The sequence below is a fragment of the Streptomyces sp. NPDC001410 genome (assembly GCF_042895235.1).
Taxonomy (GTDB): Bacteria; Actinomycetota; Actinomycetes; order Streptomycetales; family Streptomycetaceae; genus Streptomyces.
In genome coordinates this window covers 24,376-40,848 of the sequence record NZ_JBIAWE010000035.1, presented here as the reverse complement: position 1 = coordinate 40,848, position 16,473 = coordinate 24,376, and the positions used below count along the sequence as shown (strand labels likewise).

13 protein-coding genes and 8 pseudogenes are annotated in these 16,473 nt (G+C 67.7%); 11 read left to right on the top strand and 10 right to left on the bottom strand.

Translation table 11 applies throughout. From position 1 onward, the window contains the following. Positions 1 to 333: 333 nt before the first annotated feature. From ACFY3C_RS44185 to ACFY3C_RS44175, 3 genes and pseudogenes are all read left to right on the top strand, one after another. Positions 334 to 567, top strand: a pseudogene (locus ACFY3C_RS44185) (hypothetical protein); the annotation flags it as partial. 59 nt (positions 568 to 626) lie between these two features. Then, positions 627 to 1,220 carry a hypothetical protein gene (locus ACFY3C_RS44180; RefSeq protein WP_390774954.1) on the top strand — a complete coding sequence of 198 codons (594 nt, stop codon included), beginning with the start codon at positions 627 to 629 and terminating at the stop codon, positions 1,218 to 1,220. Between the two features lie 274 nt (positions 1,221 to 1,494). Further along, the gene (locus tag ACFY3C_RS44175) at positions 1,495 to 2,133 is read left to right on the top strand and encodes an HAD family hydrolase (RefSeq protein WP_390774948.1); all 639 of its coding nucleotides are present in this window, start codon (positions 1,495 to 1,497) and stop codon (positions 2,131 to 2,133) included. 53 nt (positions 2,134 to 2,186) lie between these two features. On the opposite strand, the pseudogene ACFY3C_RS44170 reads toward ACFY3C_RS44175, so the two are convergent. The 5 genes and pseudogenes from ACFY3C_RS44170 to ACFY3C_RS44150 form a co-directional block, all read right to left on the bottom strand. Next, positions 2,187 to 2,402 (bottom strand): annotated as a pseudogene (locus ACFY3C_RS44170) (ATP-binding protein); the annotation flags it as partial. 115 nt (positions 2,403 to 2,517) lie between these two features. Beyond that, positions 2,518 to 2,901: pseudogene (locus tag ACFY3C_RS44165) on the bottom strand (group II intron maturase-specific domain-containing protein); the annotation flags it as partial. A gap of 21 nt (positions 2,902 to 2,922) precedes the next feature. Next, entirely contained in the window at positions 2,923 to 3,168 is a 246-nt protein-coding gene (locus ACFY3C_RS44160) for a hypothetical protein (protein ID WP_390774952.1), read from the bottom strand. A 20-nt stretch (positions 3,169 to 3,188) separates the two neighbouring features. Beyond that, positions 3,189 to 3,566: a reverse transcriptase domain-containing protein gene (locus ACFY3C_RS44155; protein WP_390774947.1), complete on the bottom strand. Its 378-nt coding sequence runs from the start codon at positions 3,564 to 3,566 to the stop codon at positions 3,189 to 3,191. 114 nt (positions 3,567 to 3,680) lie between these two features. After that, positions 3,681 to 4,385 (bottom strand): annotated as a pseudogene (locus ACFY3C_RS44150) (transposase family protein). A 314-nt stretch (positions 4,386 to 4,699) separates the two neighbouring features. Here ACFY3C_RS44150 and ACFY3C_RS44145 point away from each other — a divergent pair. The 3 genes and pseudogenes from ACFY3C_RS44145 to ACFY3C_RS44135 all read left to right on the top strand — a co-directional run bounded on the left by ACFY3C_RS44145 (position 4,700) and on the right by ACFY3C_RS44135 (position 6,992). After that, positions 4,700 to 5,020: a PadR family transcriptional regulator gene (locus ACFY3C_RS44145; protein ID WP_069782265.1), complete on the top strand. Its 321-nt coding sequence runs from the start codon at positions 4,700 to 4,702 to the stop codon at positions 5,018 to 5,020. Beyond that, entirely contained in the window at positions 5,017 to 5,862 is an 846-nt protein-coding gene (locus ACFY3C_RS44140) for a hypothetical protein (protein WP_390774946.1), read from the top strand. The genes ACFY3C_RS44145 and ACFY3C_RS44140 overlap by 4 nt, the downstream gene beginning before the upstream one ends. Positions 5,863 to 6,243: 381 nt before the next feature. Further along, positions 6,244 to 6,992: pseudogene (locus ACFY3C_RS44135) on the top strand (transposase family protein). A gap of 495 nt (positions 6,993 to 7,487) precedes the next feature. On the opposite strand, the gene ACFY3C_RS44130 reads toward ACFY3C_RS44135, so the two are convergent. Beyond that, complete coding sequence (locus tag ACFY3C_RS44130) at positions 7,488 to 8,759, bottom strand: MFS transporter (RefSeq protein WP_390774945.1); 1,272 nt, start codon at positions 8,757 to 8,759, stop codon at positions 7,488 to 7,490. A 163-nt stretch (positions 8,760 to 8,922) separates the two neighbouring features. Between ACFY3C_RS44130 and ACFY3C_RS44125 the strand changes: the two genes are divergently transcribed. Together ACFY3C_RS44125 and ACFY3C_RS44120 are read left to right on the top strand one after the other, a co-directional pair. Further along, on the top strand, positions 8,923 to 9,399 hold the full coding sequence (locus ACFY3C_RS44125) for a transposase family protein (RefSeq protein ID WP_390774944.1): 477 nt from the start codon (positions 8,923 to 8,925) through the stop codon (positions 9,397 to 9,399). A gap of 543 nt (positions 9,400 to 9,942) precedes the next feature. Then, complete coding sequence (locus tag ACFY3C_RS44120; protein WP_390774943.1) at positions 9,943 to 10,119, top strand: hypothetical protein; 177 nt, start codon at positions 9,943 to 9,945, stop codon at positions 10,117 to 10,119. Between the two features lie 31 nt (positions 10,120 to 10,150). Here ACFY3C_RS44120 and ACFY3C_RS44115 read toward each other — a convergent pair whose 3' ends face one another. Continuing rightward, positions 10,151 to 10,528 carry a hypothetical protein gene (locus ACFY3C_RS44115; RefSeq protein WP_390774942.1) on the bottom strand — a complete coding sequence of 126 codons (378 nt, stop codon included), beginning with the start codon at positions 10,526 to 10,528 and terminating at the stop codon, positions 10,151 to 10,153. 175 nt (positions 10,529 to 10,703) lie between these two features. Between ACFY3C_RS44115 and ACFY3C_RS44110 the strand changes: the two are divergent. Further along, positions 10,704 to 11,397: pseudogene (locus tag ACFY3C_RS44110) on the top strand (transposase family protein); the annotation flags it as partial. Between the two features lie 45 nt (positions 11,398 to 11,442). Here ACFY3C_RS44110 and ACFY3C_RS44105 read toward each other — a convergent pair. Next, on the bottom strand, positions 11,443 to 12,261 hold the full coding sequence (locus ACFY3C_RS44105; protein ID WP_390774941.1) for a dienelactone hydrolase family protein: 819 nt from the start codon (positions 12,259 to 12,261) through the stop codon (positions 11,443 to 11,445). A gap of 95 nt (positions 12,262 to 12,356) precedes the next feature. Between ACFY3C_RS44105 and ACFY3C_RS44100 the strand changes: the two genes are divergently transcribed. Next, positions 12,357 to 13,382 (top strand): GlxA family transcriptional regulator, encoded by a 1,026-nt coding sequence (locus ACFY3C_RS44100; RefSeq protein ID WP_390774940.1) that lies wholly within the window; start codon positions 12,357 to 12,359, stop codon positions 13,380 to 13,382. Positions 13,383 to 13,610: 228 nt separating this feature from the next. Here ACFY3C_RS44100 and ACFY3C_RS44095 read toward each other — a convergent pair whose 3' ends face one another. Both ACFY3C_RS44095 and ACFY3C_RS44090 read right to left on the bottom strand, forming a co-directional pair. Further along, positions 13,611 to 14,168, bottom strand: coding sequence for an acyl-CoA thioester hydrolase/BAAT C-terminal domain-containing protein (locus ACFY3C_RS44095; protein ID WP_390774951.1), 558 nt, complete (start codon positions 14,166 to 14,168; stop codon positions 13,611 to 13,613). A 370-nt stretch (positions 14,169 to 14,538) separates the two neighbouring features. Further along, positions 14,539 to 15,170: pseudogene (locus ACFY3C_RS44090) on the bottom strand (flavin reductase family protein). A gap of 66 nt (positions 15,171 to 15,236) precedes the next feature. Here ACFY3C_RS44090 and ACFY3C_RS44085 point away from each other — a divergent pair. Then, positions 15,237 to 15,943: pseudogene (locus tag ACFY3C_RS44085) on the top strand (ArsR/SmtB family transcription factor); the annotation flags it as partial. Positions 15,944 to 16,473: the final 530 nt, after the last annotated feature.

Genomic DNA, 16,473 nt, shown 5'->3' with positions numbered 1-16,473 from the left:
CCTCATAAGCCGACGACTCACCAGTGAATCCACTCCGAACTGGCGCGACACCTGAACCTCGAACCAAACAACCTCGCCGGGACAAAACACTCTTTCAGTCCGGGTGGACGACCCCTACCAGCGCAGACTGGGAGATGTCCGGCTTGGCGGGCAGAGCGTCGTGATCCACCTGACGGTCCGGCGTTTCGTCTGCGCTACGGTCGGCTGCCCGCGTCGTACCTTCGCCGAGCCGATCGCTCAGCTGACCGCCGCCGGGCGCCGGCCCGCCCGGCGAGGCGGGATGACCTTGCTGCGCAGGGTCATGGCATTGCCGGACCCGCAGCCCGGCACGCCGTGCGTGCTGGGCATGGACGACTTCGCCACCCCCGGGACCAGACCTATTCCACCGTCTTGACCTGCGGAGATACCCATAGTGTGATCGATGTGCTCCCGACACGCGAGTCCGGACCCCCGGCCGCGTGGCTGGCCACCCACCCCGGGGTGGAGATCATCTGCCGGGACCTGGCAGGCGCGTACGCCGAAGGCGCCCGGCTCGGCGCCCCCGACGCGCTCCAGGTCGCCCACCGTTTCCACCTGTGGCAGGGCCTCGACCGGGCCGTGGAGACCTGTGTCGCCGCCCATCGTGAATGCTTGCGTGCTTCGATACCGCCCAGGCCGTCGGACGGCTTGGAGCCAACCGGTCCCGACCCGACGGTCGGCGGGCCCAGCGCAAGAAGGCGGCGCACGCCCTGGTCCACGAGCTGCTGGCGCGGGGCTGCTCGTGCCGCGCGATCGGCCGTCACCTGGACTGGGGGCTCACCACCGTGCTGCGGTACGCGAGCGCCGCGCACCGGCAGGACACCCTGCGCGACAACCGGCCACGGCCCAGCCGTCTCGATCCCTACAAGCCTTACCTGCAGCGACGGTTCGCCGCGGGAAGCACGAGCGTCACACTCCTCCACGGCGAACTCCTCGCTGAAAGCGCCCCCGTCACCTACCAGATGTTCCGCACCTACATCGCCACCCTGCGCGCCGCCCCACCGCAGGCGCCGCCCCCACCACCGACGGTGCGGCAGGTCACCGGCTGGCTCACTCGCCACCCCACGGCCCTCGGCGAGGAAGAACGCGCCGCCTTGAAGGATGTCCTGGCGCGCTGTCCCGAACTGGACACCGCCGCCCAGCAAAACCGCGACTTCGGCGAGATCCTCACCAACCGCCTCGGTCCCACGCTCCCCACCTAGTCCAACGCCGTCGACGTCAGCCAACTGCCCGGACTCACAGGCTTCGTCCTCCACCACCTGCTCCGCGACCGCTCCCCAAGATCTGTGCCAGAACCGAGTTTTGAAGGCACCTGCTGGTTCCGTCGAGTCGGGTCGGCGGGCAGTGACAGGGCTGTCACGGGCTTCAGAGATCGCTTGACCTTGCCCCAGAGTGAAGGGCGACAGTGTCTCCATCGATCACTTGAGCGGGCAGTGTGTGCTCGCTGGTCAGGCCAGGACGAAGAGGGGAGTTCGCGTGACCGCGACCTGCGTCATTCTCGACATCGGTGGCGTGCTGGAGATCACGCCGAATACGGGATGGGTGCAACGGTGGGAAGAGCGGCTGGAGCTGCCGCTGGGCACTGTAAATGAGCGGATGCACGACGTGTGGCGGGCTGGAAGCGTTGGGAGCATCAGCGAACAAGAGGTGCACGAACAGGTGGCAGCCCGCCTGGGTCTCGACGCGCCCCAGGTTGAAGCCTTCATGGCTGATCTGTGGGCGGAGTATCTGGGGACGCCGAACGAGGAACTCATCGCCTATGTGCGAGGGCTGCGAGGAAGCTGCAGGCTGGGCATCCTGAGCAACAGCTTCGTTGGTGCCCGGGAGCGAGAGACGGCGCTGTATCACTTCGACGAACTGGTGGAGCAGATTGCCTACTCGCACGAGATCGGCGTCGGCAAGCCTGACCTGCGTGCCTTCGAGGCCGCTTGCGCCGGCTTGGACGTGCCGCCGGAGAGCTGTCTCTTCATCGATGATGTCGCAGTCAACGTTGAGGCCGCTCAAGCAGCGGGCATGCAGGCGCATCTGTTCGAGGACAACGCCCGGACGATCACGCGCATCGCAGCTCATCTGGATGCCGGGCCCTTGTTTCCAGGACGCGTCTCGCTCGGATGACGCCGGCCTGGCCGGTCTTCAGCGTTTGCCGGCCAGGCAGTGGAGCGGGTTGGTCAGCCCGCTTCGGCGTGCTCGGCTCGATCTCGGGTGCTGGCGAGCCGGTAGGAGTCGGTGCCGGTCTCGATGATGGTGCCGCTGAAGGTGAGCCGGTCGACGATGGCTATGCAAAGACGGGGGTCGGTGGAGGCGATGGCGACGCTGTTCTTCTCCTCACGCTCTGTCAGGACCCGGAACAGGAACTCAGCGCCGTGCCGATCCAGTTCCGTGTGTTGGGTCGGGGACGGGACGCCGTGCACCGTTTCCGGTGCCGGTTTTCCCGTCCCCGCCCGCCGAACCGGACGTGCCCGTTGGCCGAGCATCCGGCTCTCCACGTGATCCGATGAGTCAGGCGAGGTATTCACTGACCTGGCCGACGAAGGCCACATCGTCGTGGTTCGTCCGGCGGAAGCGTGCTCCGTCGGGATCGACCTCGTCGATGTTGTAAGGCGTGCTGATCCGCGATCCACGAAACGTGTATCGCTGGACCCGCATCTTCGCCGGGTTGTAGAGGACGATCCCGCCCTCGATGATGCGGTCCGCCCCGTAGTAGCGGCGCCGCAACTGTTTTCTGGTCAGGTGGGGGTGTTTGTTGCGAATCCAGAGAAGCATCCTCCACGACGCGTAACAGCCGAGGGAGGAGAACGTCCTCTTGGATGCCCCGTAGCGGAAATAGGCAGCCCAGCCCCGAAGGGCCGGGTTGACCGACCGCAACACCTCCTCCAACGAGAGCGAGGTCGTACTTTCGCCCCGTCAGTCGTCGATGTGGGTGATGTGGGTCTTCTCGACCGAGAGAATCATCTTCAGTCTGCGGGCCAGCAGTTCACCGATCTCCATCTTGAGCGTCCGGACCTCGGACTTGGTGCCGTGCACCAGCACGACGAAATCGTCGGCGTATCGCACCAGACGGTAGTTCGGCAGCCCCTTCCGGCGCCGGGCTCGCCGTTGCCATCCGGGACTCATCTCGGTGTTCCAGATCCGCGAGCAATGCCGGTCCAGAACGGAGAGATAGATGTTGGCTAGCAGCGGGGAGGCGACTCCTCCTTGCGGACTGCCCGTGAGGTCTCCGCGAATCCACCGTGCAACTCGACAACTCCGGCCCGCAGAAACGCGCTGACCAGCCGCAGGACCTTGCGGTCCTTGATGCGCTCGGCCGCCAGGTCCATCAGGACGTGATGGTCGACGTTGTCGAAGCAAGCCTTGATGTCGCCCTCGATGACCCAGTCATAGGTCGACGGCTTGCGGGTGAAGCGATGGATCTCGGCGATGGCGTCCTGGGACCGACGTCCGGGCCGATACCCGTAACTGGACGGGTATCGGCCTCGAAAATCGGCTCCAGGACCAGCTTGAGAGCCATCTGCGCGACGCGGTCCCGCAGGGTCGGGATGCCCAGACAACGGACCTTGCCGTTCTTCTTGGGAATCACCGCCTGCTTGATCGGAAGCGCGGTGAAAGACCCGTCCTTGAGCGATGAGCGAAGCTCCTCCAGGAATGGAATCACTGAAGCTTTCTCATCCTGATCGCCAGGCGGTTTCGATGGCGTGAACGGCGGCGACGGTCCGGCCGATCCGGTTCGGGCTGCAGCGGGCCTTGCGGAAGATCCACCATTGCTTTAGACGGGCGAAGGCTCGCTCGCCGGTGCCCGCAGCTGAGCGTGGTCCCGGTTGAACTGGGCGTACTTCTCGGGTAGGTCGCGGCCGTAGTAGGGGGTGCGGACCGTTGCGCCGGCCCCGCGGTACGCGAGGTCGGCGAGCACCAGGATCTGCCTGGTCAGGCACGCTTGGATCACTCCGTGAGCGCGAGCGGCCGTGAGGTCGTGGGTCCGCCCGGGTAGAGCGCGTGAGAACCACAGCGCAGTGCCGTCCGGGCGGGCCAGGACCTGCACGTTCGTCGACGGCCACGCGGTCAGTCCTGATCAGGGTGCCGTCCAGGATGAGGAGCTCGTTCGGGTCATGGTGGTGCAGCGCGTCCAGCAGGCTGGGAGCGTGATCGGCCAGGACGTCGACGGCCTCGGTCACATACCGGCCGGCGGTGGCGGTGGAGACGCCGAACCCGACTCCCACCTGCTGCAGTGTCTCGTTCTTGCGCAGGTGCACCAGTACGAGGACGGCCTGCTGGAAGCAGCTCAGCCGCCGCCGGCGCGAGCGCAGTTCACGCCTTCGGGCGTACATGAGCCAGGAGACGTACTCGACGACCTCATGTGGGACGTCGAGCATGGCTCGATACGGGACCAACAGGGCTCCTGTGTCCGGGCGTTGATGAGTGAGACCACCAGCCGAACGACCAGGAGCCCTGCCACGTCACGAACCCCCACCAGCCCTTCTCCATCAGCCCCGAACTTCAGGACGAGAAGGGTTTCACTGAGGCGGCACGCCGGGGGCCAGGTGGATCTGCCGCTGGTCAGCGTGGCCTCCACGGCGGGCGGGGCGCTGCGAGAGTCATCGTGCCCGGATCCTGCCGGACTCGACTAGTACTACGTACGACGCAGTATCGTATAACGTAGTAGTCGGGAGGGTGAAGGAGGTGCCTGATGCCGCGTCAACGGGACCGTGTCGGATGGGCGGAACCCGCGTTGCTGATCCTGGCCAGCCTGGCCGACGGCCCCAAGCACGGCTACGCGATCACCAAGGATGTCGAGGAGCAGACGTCCATCAGGCTGGGGCCGGGCACGTTGTATGCCGCCATCGCGCGGCTGGAAGAAAGCGGCCTGGTCGCGCCGCTGGACGAGGACGAGCGTAGGCGGCCCTACCGCATCACCGCGGAAGGCCAGACCGTGCTCGACGACAGACTCCGGGCGATGGCTCGCTTCGCACGCACCGGGTTGACCCGACTGGGGGTGGCAAACGCGTGATCAACATGGCGGCCCGGGTGGCCTTGCGGTCATACCCTCCCTCGTTCCGGGAGCGCTACGGTTGCGAGCTTGAAGCACTGGTCGAGGACACCGGCGCCGGCCCGAGCGTCGTCGCGGACCTTCTTGTCGGCGCGCTGCGGGCGTGGCTTCACCCGGTGATGCCCGAAGAGTCCGCCGAACGGCGCCGGCGCCGCATGCAGGCAAGCGTCGCCACCACCTGGGTCACCTGGTGCGCCGCACTCTATGCCCTGCCGATGCTGGGCTTCATCCTGTCCGAGGAACCCGGGCTGACTCCGGACCTGGTGCGCCGACTGCTCGACGTTGCTCAGTACGCCATGTACGGCGCTGGGCTCATCCTGCTGGCTGGCGCCCTCGCCCTCCTCGCGGAAACCTCCAGAACCGGCAACCGGGCCGCGTGGCGCCCGCTGGTGGCTCTTGTCCCGACGCTGCCCACGTGGCTGATCGCACCGCTCCTCCTGGCGTACGCCTCCATCGATCCGATCTCCTATTGGGTCGGCGCCTTGGCGGTGCTTGGGCCGGCAGCGTTCCTCATCACCATGGCGGTGGCACCGGCCGTCGTCGTCACCCGGTGCCGACCATCTGCCAAGGTCTTGCGGCTGCTTGCCCTGTCCGGGGTTGCGGTGGCGTTCGCCGTGACGACGACAGGCGTCGCCTGCGTCGCGGCGTTGACGATGACTACCGATGACGCGGCCCAGCTGGTCACGATGCCCATACTCGCCGTCACCGTTGCCGCTTCCACAGCAGCCCTGGTCAGCTCCGGTCGCGGTGCCAAGGCCGCACTCCATAGGGAGCACCCGGTGGATCTTGGTGGTGACGTGTGAGTGACGCTGCGATGCTCCCAGTCCAGGGCGTGCTACAAGTCCTTGTCACTTTCTGGCCTGAGACGCCATCCTCCTATCGTTCACGGGATCGTCAGGGGCCTGGCGCTTTCCGGACAAGTGTCTGACCGATACGGGACCAACAGGGCTCCTGCATCCGGGCGTTGATGAGTGAGATCACCAACCGAACGACCAGGAGCCCAGCCGCGTCACGCCCCCACCAGCCCATCGTCATCAGCCTTGATCCACAGGATGAGAAGGGTTCAGTGAGGTGTTTCAGCGAGGCCACCGATCGGGTGACAGCAACCTTGCTCGCAACGCACAAGGCTCCCGTGCCGTCGAGGGAGGTGTTCGAAGTCTCAACCCATCGGCACAGGAGCCTTGTTGGTCCCTCATCCTGCCGCACTCGACCTCCCCCATGCGCTCATCGAGTGGGTCACCATGCTCATCGTCACCCGCGAGGGTGACCGCCGCTGCAAGCTCCCACCGCACCAGCGTGCCCTGGTCACTCTGGTGTACCTGCGCAAGCACGAGCCCCTCGCGCAGATCGCCGCCGGTTTCGGTATCTCGGTCGGCACCGCGCATGCCTACACCAGCGCGGTCATCAAGCTGCTGGCCGCCCGCGCCCCCGGTCTGCTGCGCGCACTGCGCGAGGAGGACCCCGAGTTCGTCCTGCTCGACGGCACCCTGGCCGAATGCACCGCCTCGGAGAAGCCTGGGCCGACTACTCGGCCAAGCACCACCGCCACGGGGTGAACGTGCAGGTGGTCACCGACCCCCAGGGCGAGGTGCTGTGGCTCTCCCCGGCCCTGCCGGGGCACTGCCACGACCTCACCGCGGCCCGTGCCCACCGGATCATCAGGGTCTGCGAGCGCCAGGGGGTGCCGGTCCTGGCCGATCGCGCTTACATCGGTGCCGGCGCGTGGGTGACCACACCGGCCAGACGGCCTGCGGGAGGCGAGCTGACGCTCACCCAACAGACCACCAACCGAGCGCTGCCGAGGGCGCGGGCCCCGGTCGAGCGTGGAGTCGCACGACTGAAGTCCTGGCGGATCTTCCGCAGAGCGCGGTGCAGCCCAAATCGAATGGCGTCAATTGCAGCAGCGGTCCTCACCCTGGAGCGGCAACGCTGAAAGACCTCAGTGAGCCTTTTCTAACCTCACGTTGAGGGTGCGTGATGGAGAAGACCGCAGTGCTGCCTCGCATATGGTTGCCCGACTGCGTCGTGACGTCGGCGGCAGGGCGGCTTCAAGTTCCATGGTTGGGGGGCTGGTTGACGGTTCGTGGTGGTGGGGGTGGGGAGTAGTGCAGGCGCGGGGTTCGTGATCATTGTGGTGTCTAAGGGGCCCGTGGGAGACTTTCACTACGAGGTGCTTTGCCGTGAGCGGCGGATGGAAGCGTAGGAACTCCCATTCTCGCAGGTCAGCGGGTACCTCTTCTCATTTCGCCGTCCACAGGCCGACCGTTACGCGGTGGATCCAGGCTGAACAGCTGCCGCAGTGGCGCGATTCTTCCCATCCCGTTTGGCGCCGATCGTCGCGATGACAGCTCAGTCGCCGACTGGGAGCGACATGTCAACGAGCAACGCCCCTCCCATCGGGCAGGGGCGTTTCTCGAGATGGTCTGTTTCAGGATGCCTTTTGGTCGGCGGGCTTCTCGATCTCGGTGGTCACCCGTGCCCCTCGGAAGAGCACCGGGAGCCACAGGAGACATGCCAGCAGGGGGACCGCGGCGTAGGTGGCCATGCCCACACTGGAGCCCAACCCGTCCATGAGCGCGCCGAGGACGAGATAGCCAGTGCCGATGAGCGCCGACTCCACGAATGCGATCATCGACAGCAGGCTCGCCCGGTGGCGCGACGGCACGGCCTCGTTGAACACGTTGTCCACGATCACGGCGGTGATCTCGGGAATTCCGACCAGGACCAGGAACACGGCGATGGTGACCCAGACAAGGCCGAGGCCGCTCAGGCCGAGCGCCACGGCGAGCGTCAGGAGAGACACCGGGACGATGCCCCGATACCCGATGCGCCGGTCCGCGCGGTCCGACAGCAAGGGAGTGAGTCCGCCGACGAAGAATCCCGCCGATATGACCACGCTGACCAATGCAGTGCCCGCTCCCTGATCGGAGAGGGTCTTCTGCGTAAAAATGATGTACGGCGTCAAAGTCGCATGCATCAATCCGGACACCACGACAAGCGTCACGAGCGCCGGCGTGGCGACCCGAAGCATCGCCCGCCATGCTGTGGCGTCGCCGTGCTCCTCCTCGGCTCCATCCTGCTCGTCCACCGCGTCCGCGCCGCGGATCTCGGGCACCCGTGACATCAGCACCACCACGGCCAGGGTGACGCAAGCCGCCGATCCGACGTAGACGACTCCCCAGGAAAGCTGCTGCAGTTGGCCGCCGGAAACGATGGCGACTCCCGAGGTGACCGTCCCGAGCATGGTGAACCGAGACTTGATCTTGACGTAGCTGGCCGTTGCACCACGACGCACGAGCAGGTCGTACAGCAGGGCGTTGTCCGAACCGGACACACATGCCATGCCCACGCCCTGCCCGATGAACAGCGCCAGGAACACCCAGTAGTTGGAGAACGCCACCTGACCGAGTAGACATCCAGCCGTCAGCACCTGGCCGATCACGATGCTGGCACGCCTGCCGATTCGGTCAGCGATGACTCCCGTCGGCAACTCCGCAAGTCCGCTGACCAGGTAGAGCAGTGTCTGAAGGAGGGCCACTTGCCCGGCGGAGAAGCCTCGCTGCTGAAGGAAGAGGACGAATACGCCACGCTGGAACAGCGAGTTGGCGAGCACGGCGTATACGTAGAACGGGCGCGTGACACTTCGTGCTGCATTGTCGACTGCAGCCGACCCGCCAAGGACCTCCGTGGTGCCGGTCATGCTGCGGGCTCCCCCTGGTGACTCCGGTGATCATTAGTGTTGGGCCTCCGCCGCCGACCGGAACCTCCAGTCCATACTTCGCGCAGGACATTGGGCCGGCGTCCAAGCCCGATGATCATGAGAGTGTCCCGTGCCTGCTGTTGCATCTTCCCCTATCCCTGCCGTGCTGGAGAACCTGGGTCCGCTGGACGAGGGCCGGGTCGCTGACCTGCGCGTTCGCCTCGGGGCGGCTCCGGATCCGCGATCACGGCGCGGGCGGTGGTACCCGCTGACGGCGATCTTGCTGATGTGCGCCTGTGCGGCGGTCTCCGGCGCCAGAAGCATCGAGGAGGTCGCCGAGTTCGGTCAGCGGGCCTGCCGAAGCGTGCCGGCGGCCCTCGGGGTGCGCCGGCATCTGCTGCTCCGGCGCCGCTCGCCGTCGGCGGCGACCATCGGACGCGTCCTCGCTGCCCTCGACGGTGACGCCCTCGACCGGGCGGTCAGCGCCTACCTCGCCGGTCAGCACCGCGCCGCCGAGTCCGCAGCGACCGGCCCTTCGCATCGGGTCATCGCCGTGGACGGCAAGACCCTCAAGGGCTCGGCCCACTCAGCGCCCCGGGCCGGCACCTGCTGTCTGCCGTCACCCACGCCCCCGTCGTGACGATCGCTCAGGTCGAGGGCGGGTCGAAGACGAACGAAACCCGGCACTTCCGCCCGCTGCTGGCGCCCCTGGAACTCGCGGGCACCATCGTCACCTTCGACGCCCTGCACTCGGTCAAGGCCACCATCACCTGGCTCGTGACGGCCAAGAAGGCCCACTACATCGCCGTGATCAAGACGAACCAGCCCACGACCACCGGCAGCTCGCCGCCCTGCCCTGGAACGCGATCCCGGTGCAGCACACCGCCTCCACCGCCTCCACCGCCGCCCACGGCCGGCGCGAGTCCCGCTCTATCAAGACCTGCGTCATCGCCAACAACCTCGGCGGCATCAACTTCCCCCACGCCCGCCTCGCCCTGCGCCTGCACCGCCGCCGACGATCCGCCGGCCAGCGGGAGACTCGTACGACCGTCTACGCCGTGACCAGCCTCGACGCCCACCAGACGAGGCCCGCCGGCCTAGCGAACGCGATCCGCGGACACTGGGGTACGAAAACTCCTCCCCCAACATCCGAGATGTCACCTTCGCCGAGGACGCCTCCCGCGTGCACACCGGCACCGCACCCCGCGCCATGGCCACCTTCCGCAACCTCGCCACCGGCGCCCTGAAGATCCTGGGAGCCGACAACATCGCCAAGACCACACGAGCCATCCGCGACGAACCCGCACGAGCCCTCACAATCCCCGGCATCGCCAACACCCAGACCAATCACGGAACTTGAAACCGCCCTGACGTCGGCGCGGTACCGATGATCAGCTGCGGTCTGCAGTGCTGCTGTCGGTGATCGCCCGGAACAGCTCGCGAGCCCGCTCGCAGAACTGCTCGACCTCCGTGATGTCCGGCTCGTCACCGTCGGCCAGCATCCGGGCCTGCAGTTGCTCGGAGCGCAGCCCGCCGTAGCGGGCCCGCACCTCTGCGGTCACCGGCTGGACCGCGATGTGCAGGTGCTTGCGCGCGTCGCGGCCGTGCGACCACATACAGACGTAGGTCTGCTCGGGTCGGCACAACGTCTCCACGACACGAGCGGTATCGCGGAGCAAGGGGCCGAGTTCCGCCGCTGCCGTGTCGTCGAGTTCCGCAATGGCCACGACGTGCTCCCGCGGACCGACGATCAAGGTGCCGAGATTCATCGGACCGACGACGTGGTTCACCACCCACGCAGCGGTCTCGTGCAGGACGCCCCCGGGCAACTCCCGGCGCCCGGTCAGAAGGTCACACCCAAGACACCCCGTCACATCCACGTGCACCAGCCTATACAGAGCCCGCTGCGATGATGTCGAAGCCCAACTTGGTTAATGTAGCTTTCGGTTGACCCCGCATCGGGCGGCGTTCGGGACTCGGTGGCGCCGGCTGTCCGCCGGCCGCCAGGCGCTGCTGGTCCTGGCGCACCTGCGCCTGGGGCACACCTACGCGCAGCTCGCGGCCGGGTTCGAGGTGGGCGTGAGCACGGTGTACCGGTACATCAGGGAAGCCGTCGGTCTGCTCGCGGTGCGGGCGCCCGACCTCGCCACGGCGGTGACGGCCCCCTCAGCCAAGGTGTTCGTGATCCTGGACGGGACGCTGCTACCGATCGACCAGATCGCAGCCGACCGGCCCTTCTACTCCGGCAAACACAAAAAACACGGCATGAACGTGCAGGTCATCGCCGATCCACACGGGGATCTGCTGTGGGCCTCACCCACCCTGCCCGGCGCCGTGCACGACATCAAGGCTGCCCGCACCCAGGCATAATCGACGCCCTCACCAAGGCGGGCCTGGCCTGCTGGGCAGACAAGGGCTACCAGGGCGCGGGCGGCACCGTGCGGGTGCCCTTCCGCGGCCGGTGGGACCCGCTCTCAGCAGGCCAACGCGCGGTCAACGCCGCGCACGCCCGCATCCGGGCCCTCGGCGAGGAGGCCATGGCGACCCTGAAGACCTGGCGCCTGCGCGCTGCAGCAGCACCCGAATCACCAGCCACGTCCAAGCCGTCCTCACCCTCCACCTGACCTGCTCAAACTGAGGTTGGCAAAGGCTCAGTGAAGGAGGCGGCGGCGAGGCTCGCGCGTCACTCTCTGAGTCGTTCCGTGAGGAAGGCGATGATCTCATCACGGGCACGCACCGTCGGGTGACCCTGCTCGTCCACGAGATGTGCCGTGACGACGCTGTGGGCGCACCCGACGACGTCGCGGAAGAAGGGCGGAGGGTTCGTGTTCGCCACGTCGGGGGGAAGCACGCGGCCGTCGAACGCTTCGCCGAGAAGTGCTCGGTAGGCCGCGAACCGCTGGCCCGTGCACCACCTGTCGTTGTCGAAGCGGTAGGCGAGTACCGTCAATCCGTCTCGTTCGATGCGTTCGGCCAGGGCAACAGCGTCTTCGCCTCCGATCTCCAGACCCCCGGGGTCGTCGAGCGGCAGCGAGGGATGATTGACGACGGGGGCGATGACGGCCGGTTCGAGTGCCATGGTCAGCGCGAAGTTGCCGGTGAAGCACAGTCCGACGGCGCCGACGCCCGGCCCACCGCACTCCGTATGCGCGATACGGGCGAGGCCACGCAGCCATGCGACGACGGGGCTGGTGCCGCCCCCGGCGAACGCACGAAACTCGGCGCTGACGCATGCGCGCCGGACAACGGCCTCGCCTGCCTCGGTGGTTGGGTAGGCGCCGTCGACGCCGAAGAGAGAGGGCAGGTACACGCGGAAGCCGGCATCGCGTACCCAGCGCGCCATCCGAGCGACATCGGGGCTGATGCCCGGCATCTCGGGCATCAGGATGACACCGGGTCCTGTCCCGGTCACGTACACGGTCTTGCTGACGTCATCGACGGTGACGACTCTCCGGGCAAAGTCGTCCAAGGGGTCGTCGCGCCGCGTTCTCGTCGTTGTCATGATCGAGAGTGTGGTGAGACACTCGCCCCACGGGAACCGGCGATATCGCCACATGGTACGGCGATATCGCCACCCTGTGGGGAGCCGGAGGAACCATGAAACCGCTGCGCCTGGGTGTGCTGGCCTATCCCGGCTGCTTCGCCTCGGAGGTGTTCGGGATCCCCGACCTGCTGGCCATGGCCGATCACATCGCGGCGGCGCAAGGGTCGGACCGACCGCCGTACGAGGTGTCCGTCGTCTCGCCCCGGCGACGGGTGGTCGCATCCGGCGGCTCGGCCATCGAGGTCTCGGCGTTGCGGCCCGTCGATGTCCTGATCGTGCCGGGTTTCGAGTTCTCGCCCAGGCTCGATCTCGACGCGACGCTCGCGAACCTGAGGCCCGAAGTGGCATCGGTTCGGTCGCAGGCCGCATCCGGAACCGTCGTCGTGTCGATCTGTGTCGGCGCCTTCCTCCTTGCCGAGGCCGGCCTGCTCGACGGACGCGAGGCGACGACGTCCTGGCTGTTCGCGGATCAGTTCGCCCGCCGATACGCCAACGTGAAGGTGCGTCCCGAGCACCTGGTGCTCACCGACCGAGGCGTGACGACGACGGCCGCCTTCAGTGCCATGTACGACTTCGCACTCCAGTTGATCCGTGAGCACGACGGCCCCCGCGTCGCCCGCAGCACCGCACGTATCGCCCTCGTCGACGACGCACGCTCCACCCAGTCTCCCTACGTCGACCTGGAGCTGATGCCCGCCGTCGGCCGCGAGTTCTCACTCGGTGTGAAGCGGTGGCTCGACCAGAATCTCGGGGCTCGCTACGACCTGTCCGCCCTCGCCGAAGCGTTTCACGTGAGCACGCGAACCATGCTCCGCCGCTTCGGTCAGGAGGCTGGTCAGACCCCGCTCGCGTACCTGCAATCCGCTCGGGTCCGCCGGGCTCGTCATCTGCTGGAGACGACCGACAGGACCATCCTGCGCATCGCCGCCGACCTCGGGTACGCGGACACGAGCACCTTCAGCGCCATCTTCGCCCGTCACACCGGCCAGCGACCGCGGAACTACCGTGCCACGTTCCGCCGTCCTGTTCGCGAAGCGGGCCGCAACAGCGCGCAGGGCCCTGATCACCCAGAGCCCTGACGGACCCAATTCAGATCCCCACCCCCTCCCCACCCCAGATGGTGAACACCAAGGGCCTTTGGACGGTGGCGCGTGGCGCGTGGCGCTCCCAACTCACTGCCACGGACCGCATCCGGAACCAGAGCACCAGCACCACCCGGACCGCCAATCTCGGAATCCCGGAGACCAGGAACCGAGAGGAAACCTCTTGATCACCGATACGAATCTGCCTTTCAGCCTGGTTCGCGATCAGCCGGCCATAACCCGTGAGCCTTCGCCGCCGAGCACGTCGAGGATGTGCGGCCACGCGGCCTTGCCCAGGAGCACGTCGGCTTCGGGTGTGCCCCCGTACTTGAAGTGCGGGGACGCCGATGCCGGGCTCTCGCCAGGAAGGCGTGGTCGGTGGCCGGCGTCGTCGCGGACGATCAGACGCACGGTCGCCCCGGCCGAGCGCCGACGCTGAGCCAGCTGTTCGGCATAGGGAAGCGACGGCCACATCGCGTCGTCGCCCCCAGCGACCAAGACCACATCCGCTCTGGCCGCTTCCACGGGGATCTCCGTCGGCGCCAGCGAGTGAGCGAAGGTCCGCTCGCTCAGTTCGTACCATCCGCGGATGGCGACGGGGCCGCTGTCCGGCTCCGTGGGCGTCCAGGAATCGTCCATCGGGACAAAAGGCAGGGGCCGCTCCCGCCAGGTCCAAGACGAGCGATACGGATGGTGCGCCCCGTCGCGGCCAGGGCCGACGTTGCTCCAGACCCGCGAGGCGGGCGACAGCGCGATGGCCACGTCCACGCGTGAGTCGCGCACCGCCGTGAGCAAGGCGGCTTCAGCGCCCTTGGAAGTGCCGAGGATTCCGATGCGTTGCGCTCCGCCCAGTCGGAGGAGTCGACGGCGGCGGTGAAGGTCTCCAAGGGCACCTCGCAGATTCCTGGGGACTGCCCAGGCCCGCCGAACCAGCGGATCGCCAAGGTTGTGAAGCCTTGCTGAGCGAGGATGCGCGCTCGCTCACGTTCCACGCGCCCGCTGGATCCTGCCAAGACCAGAACGCCGACGTCACTGCCGCAAGCGGGAGCGAACAGAACGCCTTCCCAAGGATCAGTCAGCTCGCGCTCACTGATGTCCACCCGCTTCATCGAATCTCCTGATCGTCTGCAATCGGTTCGAGTCGTGCCCCCTGTCATCGCTCGGTGGGTGTCTCCGAGGTGAAGCAGTGGCCGAGTTCGGGGGCGAGGCTTTGATAGTGGCGGAAGTTGAAGATGAGCGGGCTCCAGCGGGTGGGGTTGATGTGCTGGGTACCGGGCACGACGATGCGACGGTCGGCGTGGACGCGTGCGACCGCGCACTCCACGATCAGGAAGTGGCCCTCCGCGTCCGGTGAGCTGCGCCGAACCTGGGCCTCGAGTTGGAGCGGGCACTCGGCGACGCGCGGAGCGCGTACCGTCTCGGACGGTACGGGCGTGAGGCCGGCCGCGGCGAACTTGTCGGGCTCGTAGCGGTAGCCGCGTGCCCGCTTGGCGGCCGGCACGGGGGCGGCTCGGTGAGCGGGGCGAGCCGCTCCACCGCGTCCCAGAGGCCGGGCGAGGGAAGGTTGATCACGAGTTCCGGCCGGGTGGCCAGGTTGGCTGCGGTCTGGCTGTCGGCGCCGAGGCCGAGCACCACGGTCTGCCCGAGCGCCCAGGCAGAGGAGACCGGGGCAAGGTTGGCCGAGCCGTCCTCGTTCTCGGTGGTCAGCAGGGCCACGGGGGTGCCGAAATAGAGGATGCTCGGGGTTATCGCGGTGTGCGAGGGTACGTGTGACGCCGTTGTCATGGACCGGAACCCTAGGGCCCGGACCCTTCGTCGGCGGCCGAACTGTTGCCGGGCGAGACTGTAGGGGTGACCAGCTTCGACGGACCTTATGCAGACGGCCCCGACCTCGCCGGGTTCGCGGGGCTGCTGGCGGACCGTACCCGCGCGGCGTTCTGTCTGGCGTTGCTTGACGGCCGTGCTTGGACCGCAGTGCAGTTGGCCCGCACCGCGGGCGTCGCCCAGTCAACCGCCAGCGCGCACCTCGACCGGCTGGTGCGGGGCGGTATCCTGGCCGAGGAGCGGCAGGGGGGAATCGGCTGCTACGGCTGGCGACCGCGGACACCGCCGAAATGATCGAGAGCCTGGCCGCCCGGTCCCCGTTCCGGCCGACCCCGGTGCGCTCGCTGACTGATTCCAACCGCCGCACCCTGGCGCACGCCCGTATCTGTTACGACCATCTCGCGGGCGCGCCGGCCGTGGCGATCACCGACGCGATGACCGAACTCGGGCTGCTGGCCTGGGACTACGGACCGGCCCTCACCGCGGCGGGCCGGGACTGGCTGAGTGAGCTCGGTATCGCCGACGACCGCCCGGACGCCTCCTGGCGACCCCACGTCCGTATGTGCCTGGACGGGACGGAACAGCGCCCGCACCTGGCCGGCGCAGTGGGCGCGGCGCTCTTCCGGCACGCGCTGGGCTCATCCTGGCTGGTGCACCGGAGCACGACCCGGATGGTCACCGTGACCGATGCGGGCCATGCCGCGCTGCGCACACGGCTCGCCCTCACGGATGATGTGCTCGCCTGCTCAGCGGCGCGGGCCGGGGTGCCGAAAGGACAGCGGGCTTCCCCCGGGCAGCCCATAGCGGTTCGCCGAGCAGGGCCTGGCCGGGCTGGACGACCGCAAGCGGTGGGCCGCCCGCCCGCGTTCACCGCGCTGCAGGCCGCCCGGGCCAAGGCGCTCGCATGCCAGCTGCCTGCCAAAACCGGCGCCCTGCTGGCCGGCTCGTCATGCCCGGAACTGGCCGCCGAACTCACGGCGCGCGGCATCACCGGCCCGATCGCGGCCTCCACCGTGCGGCTGTGCGAGGACGCGCTCAAGCCCGGCAGCACCGCTCCTGGATCTTCATCACCGACCCGGACTTCCAAGCCCAAGCGTGAGTTGGGGCTTTGCCTGACGGTACGGTCACCGGGTGGAGTCGAAGAGGTCGAGCGAGTGCCCATCGCACGGAGCTGGTGTGCGCCCTGATTACCTGGTCGGGCGGTGTCTTGTGGCGTGTGGTCGCGTCGTGGCACCTGTCTGGTACGGAAGCTCCGTCCGGCCCG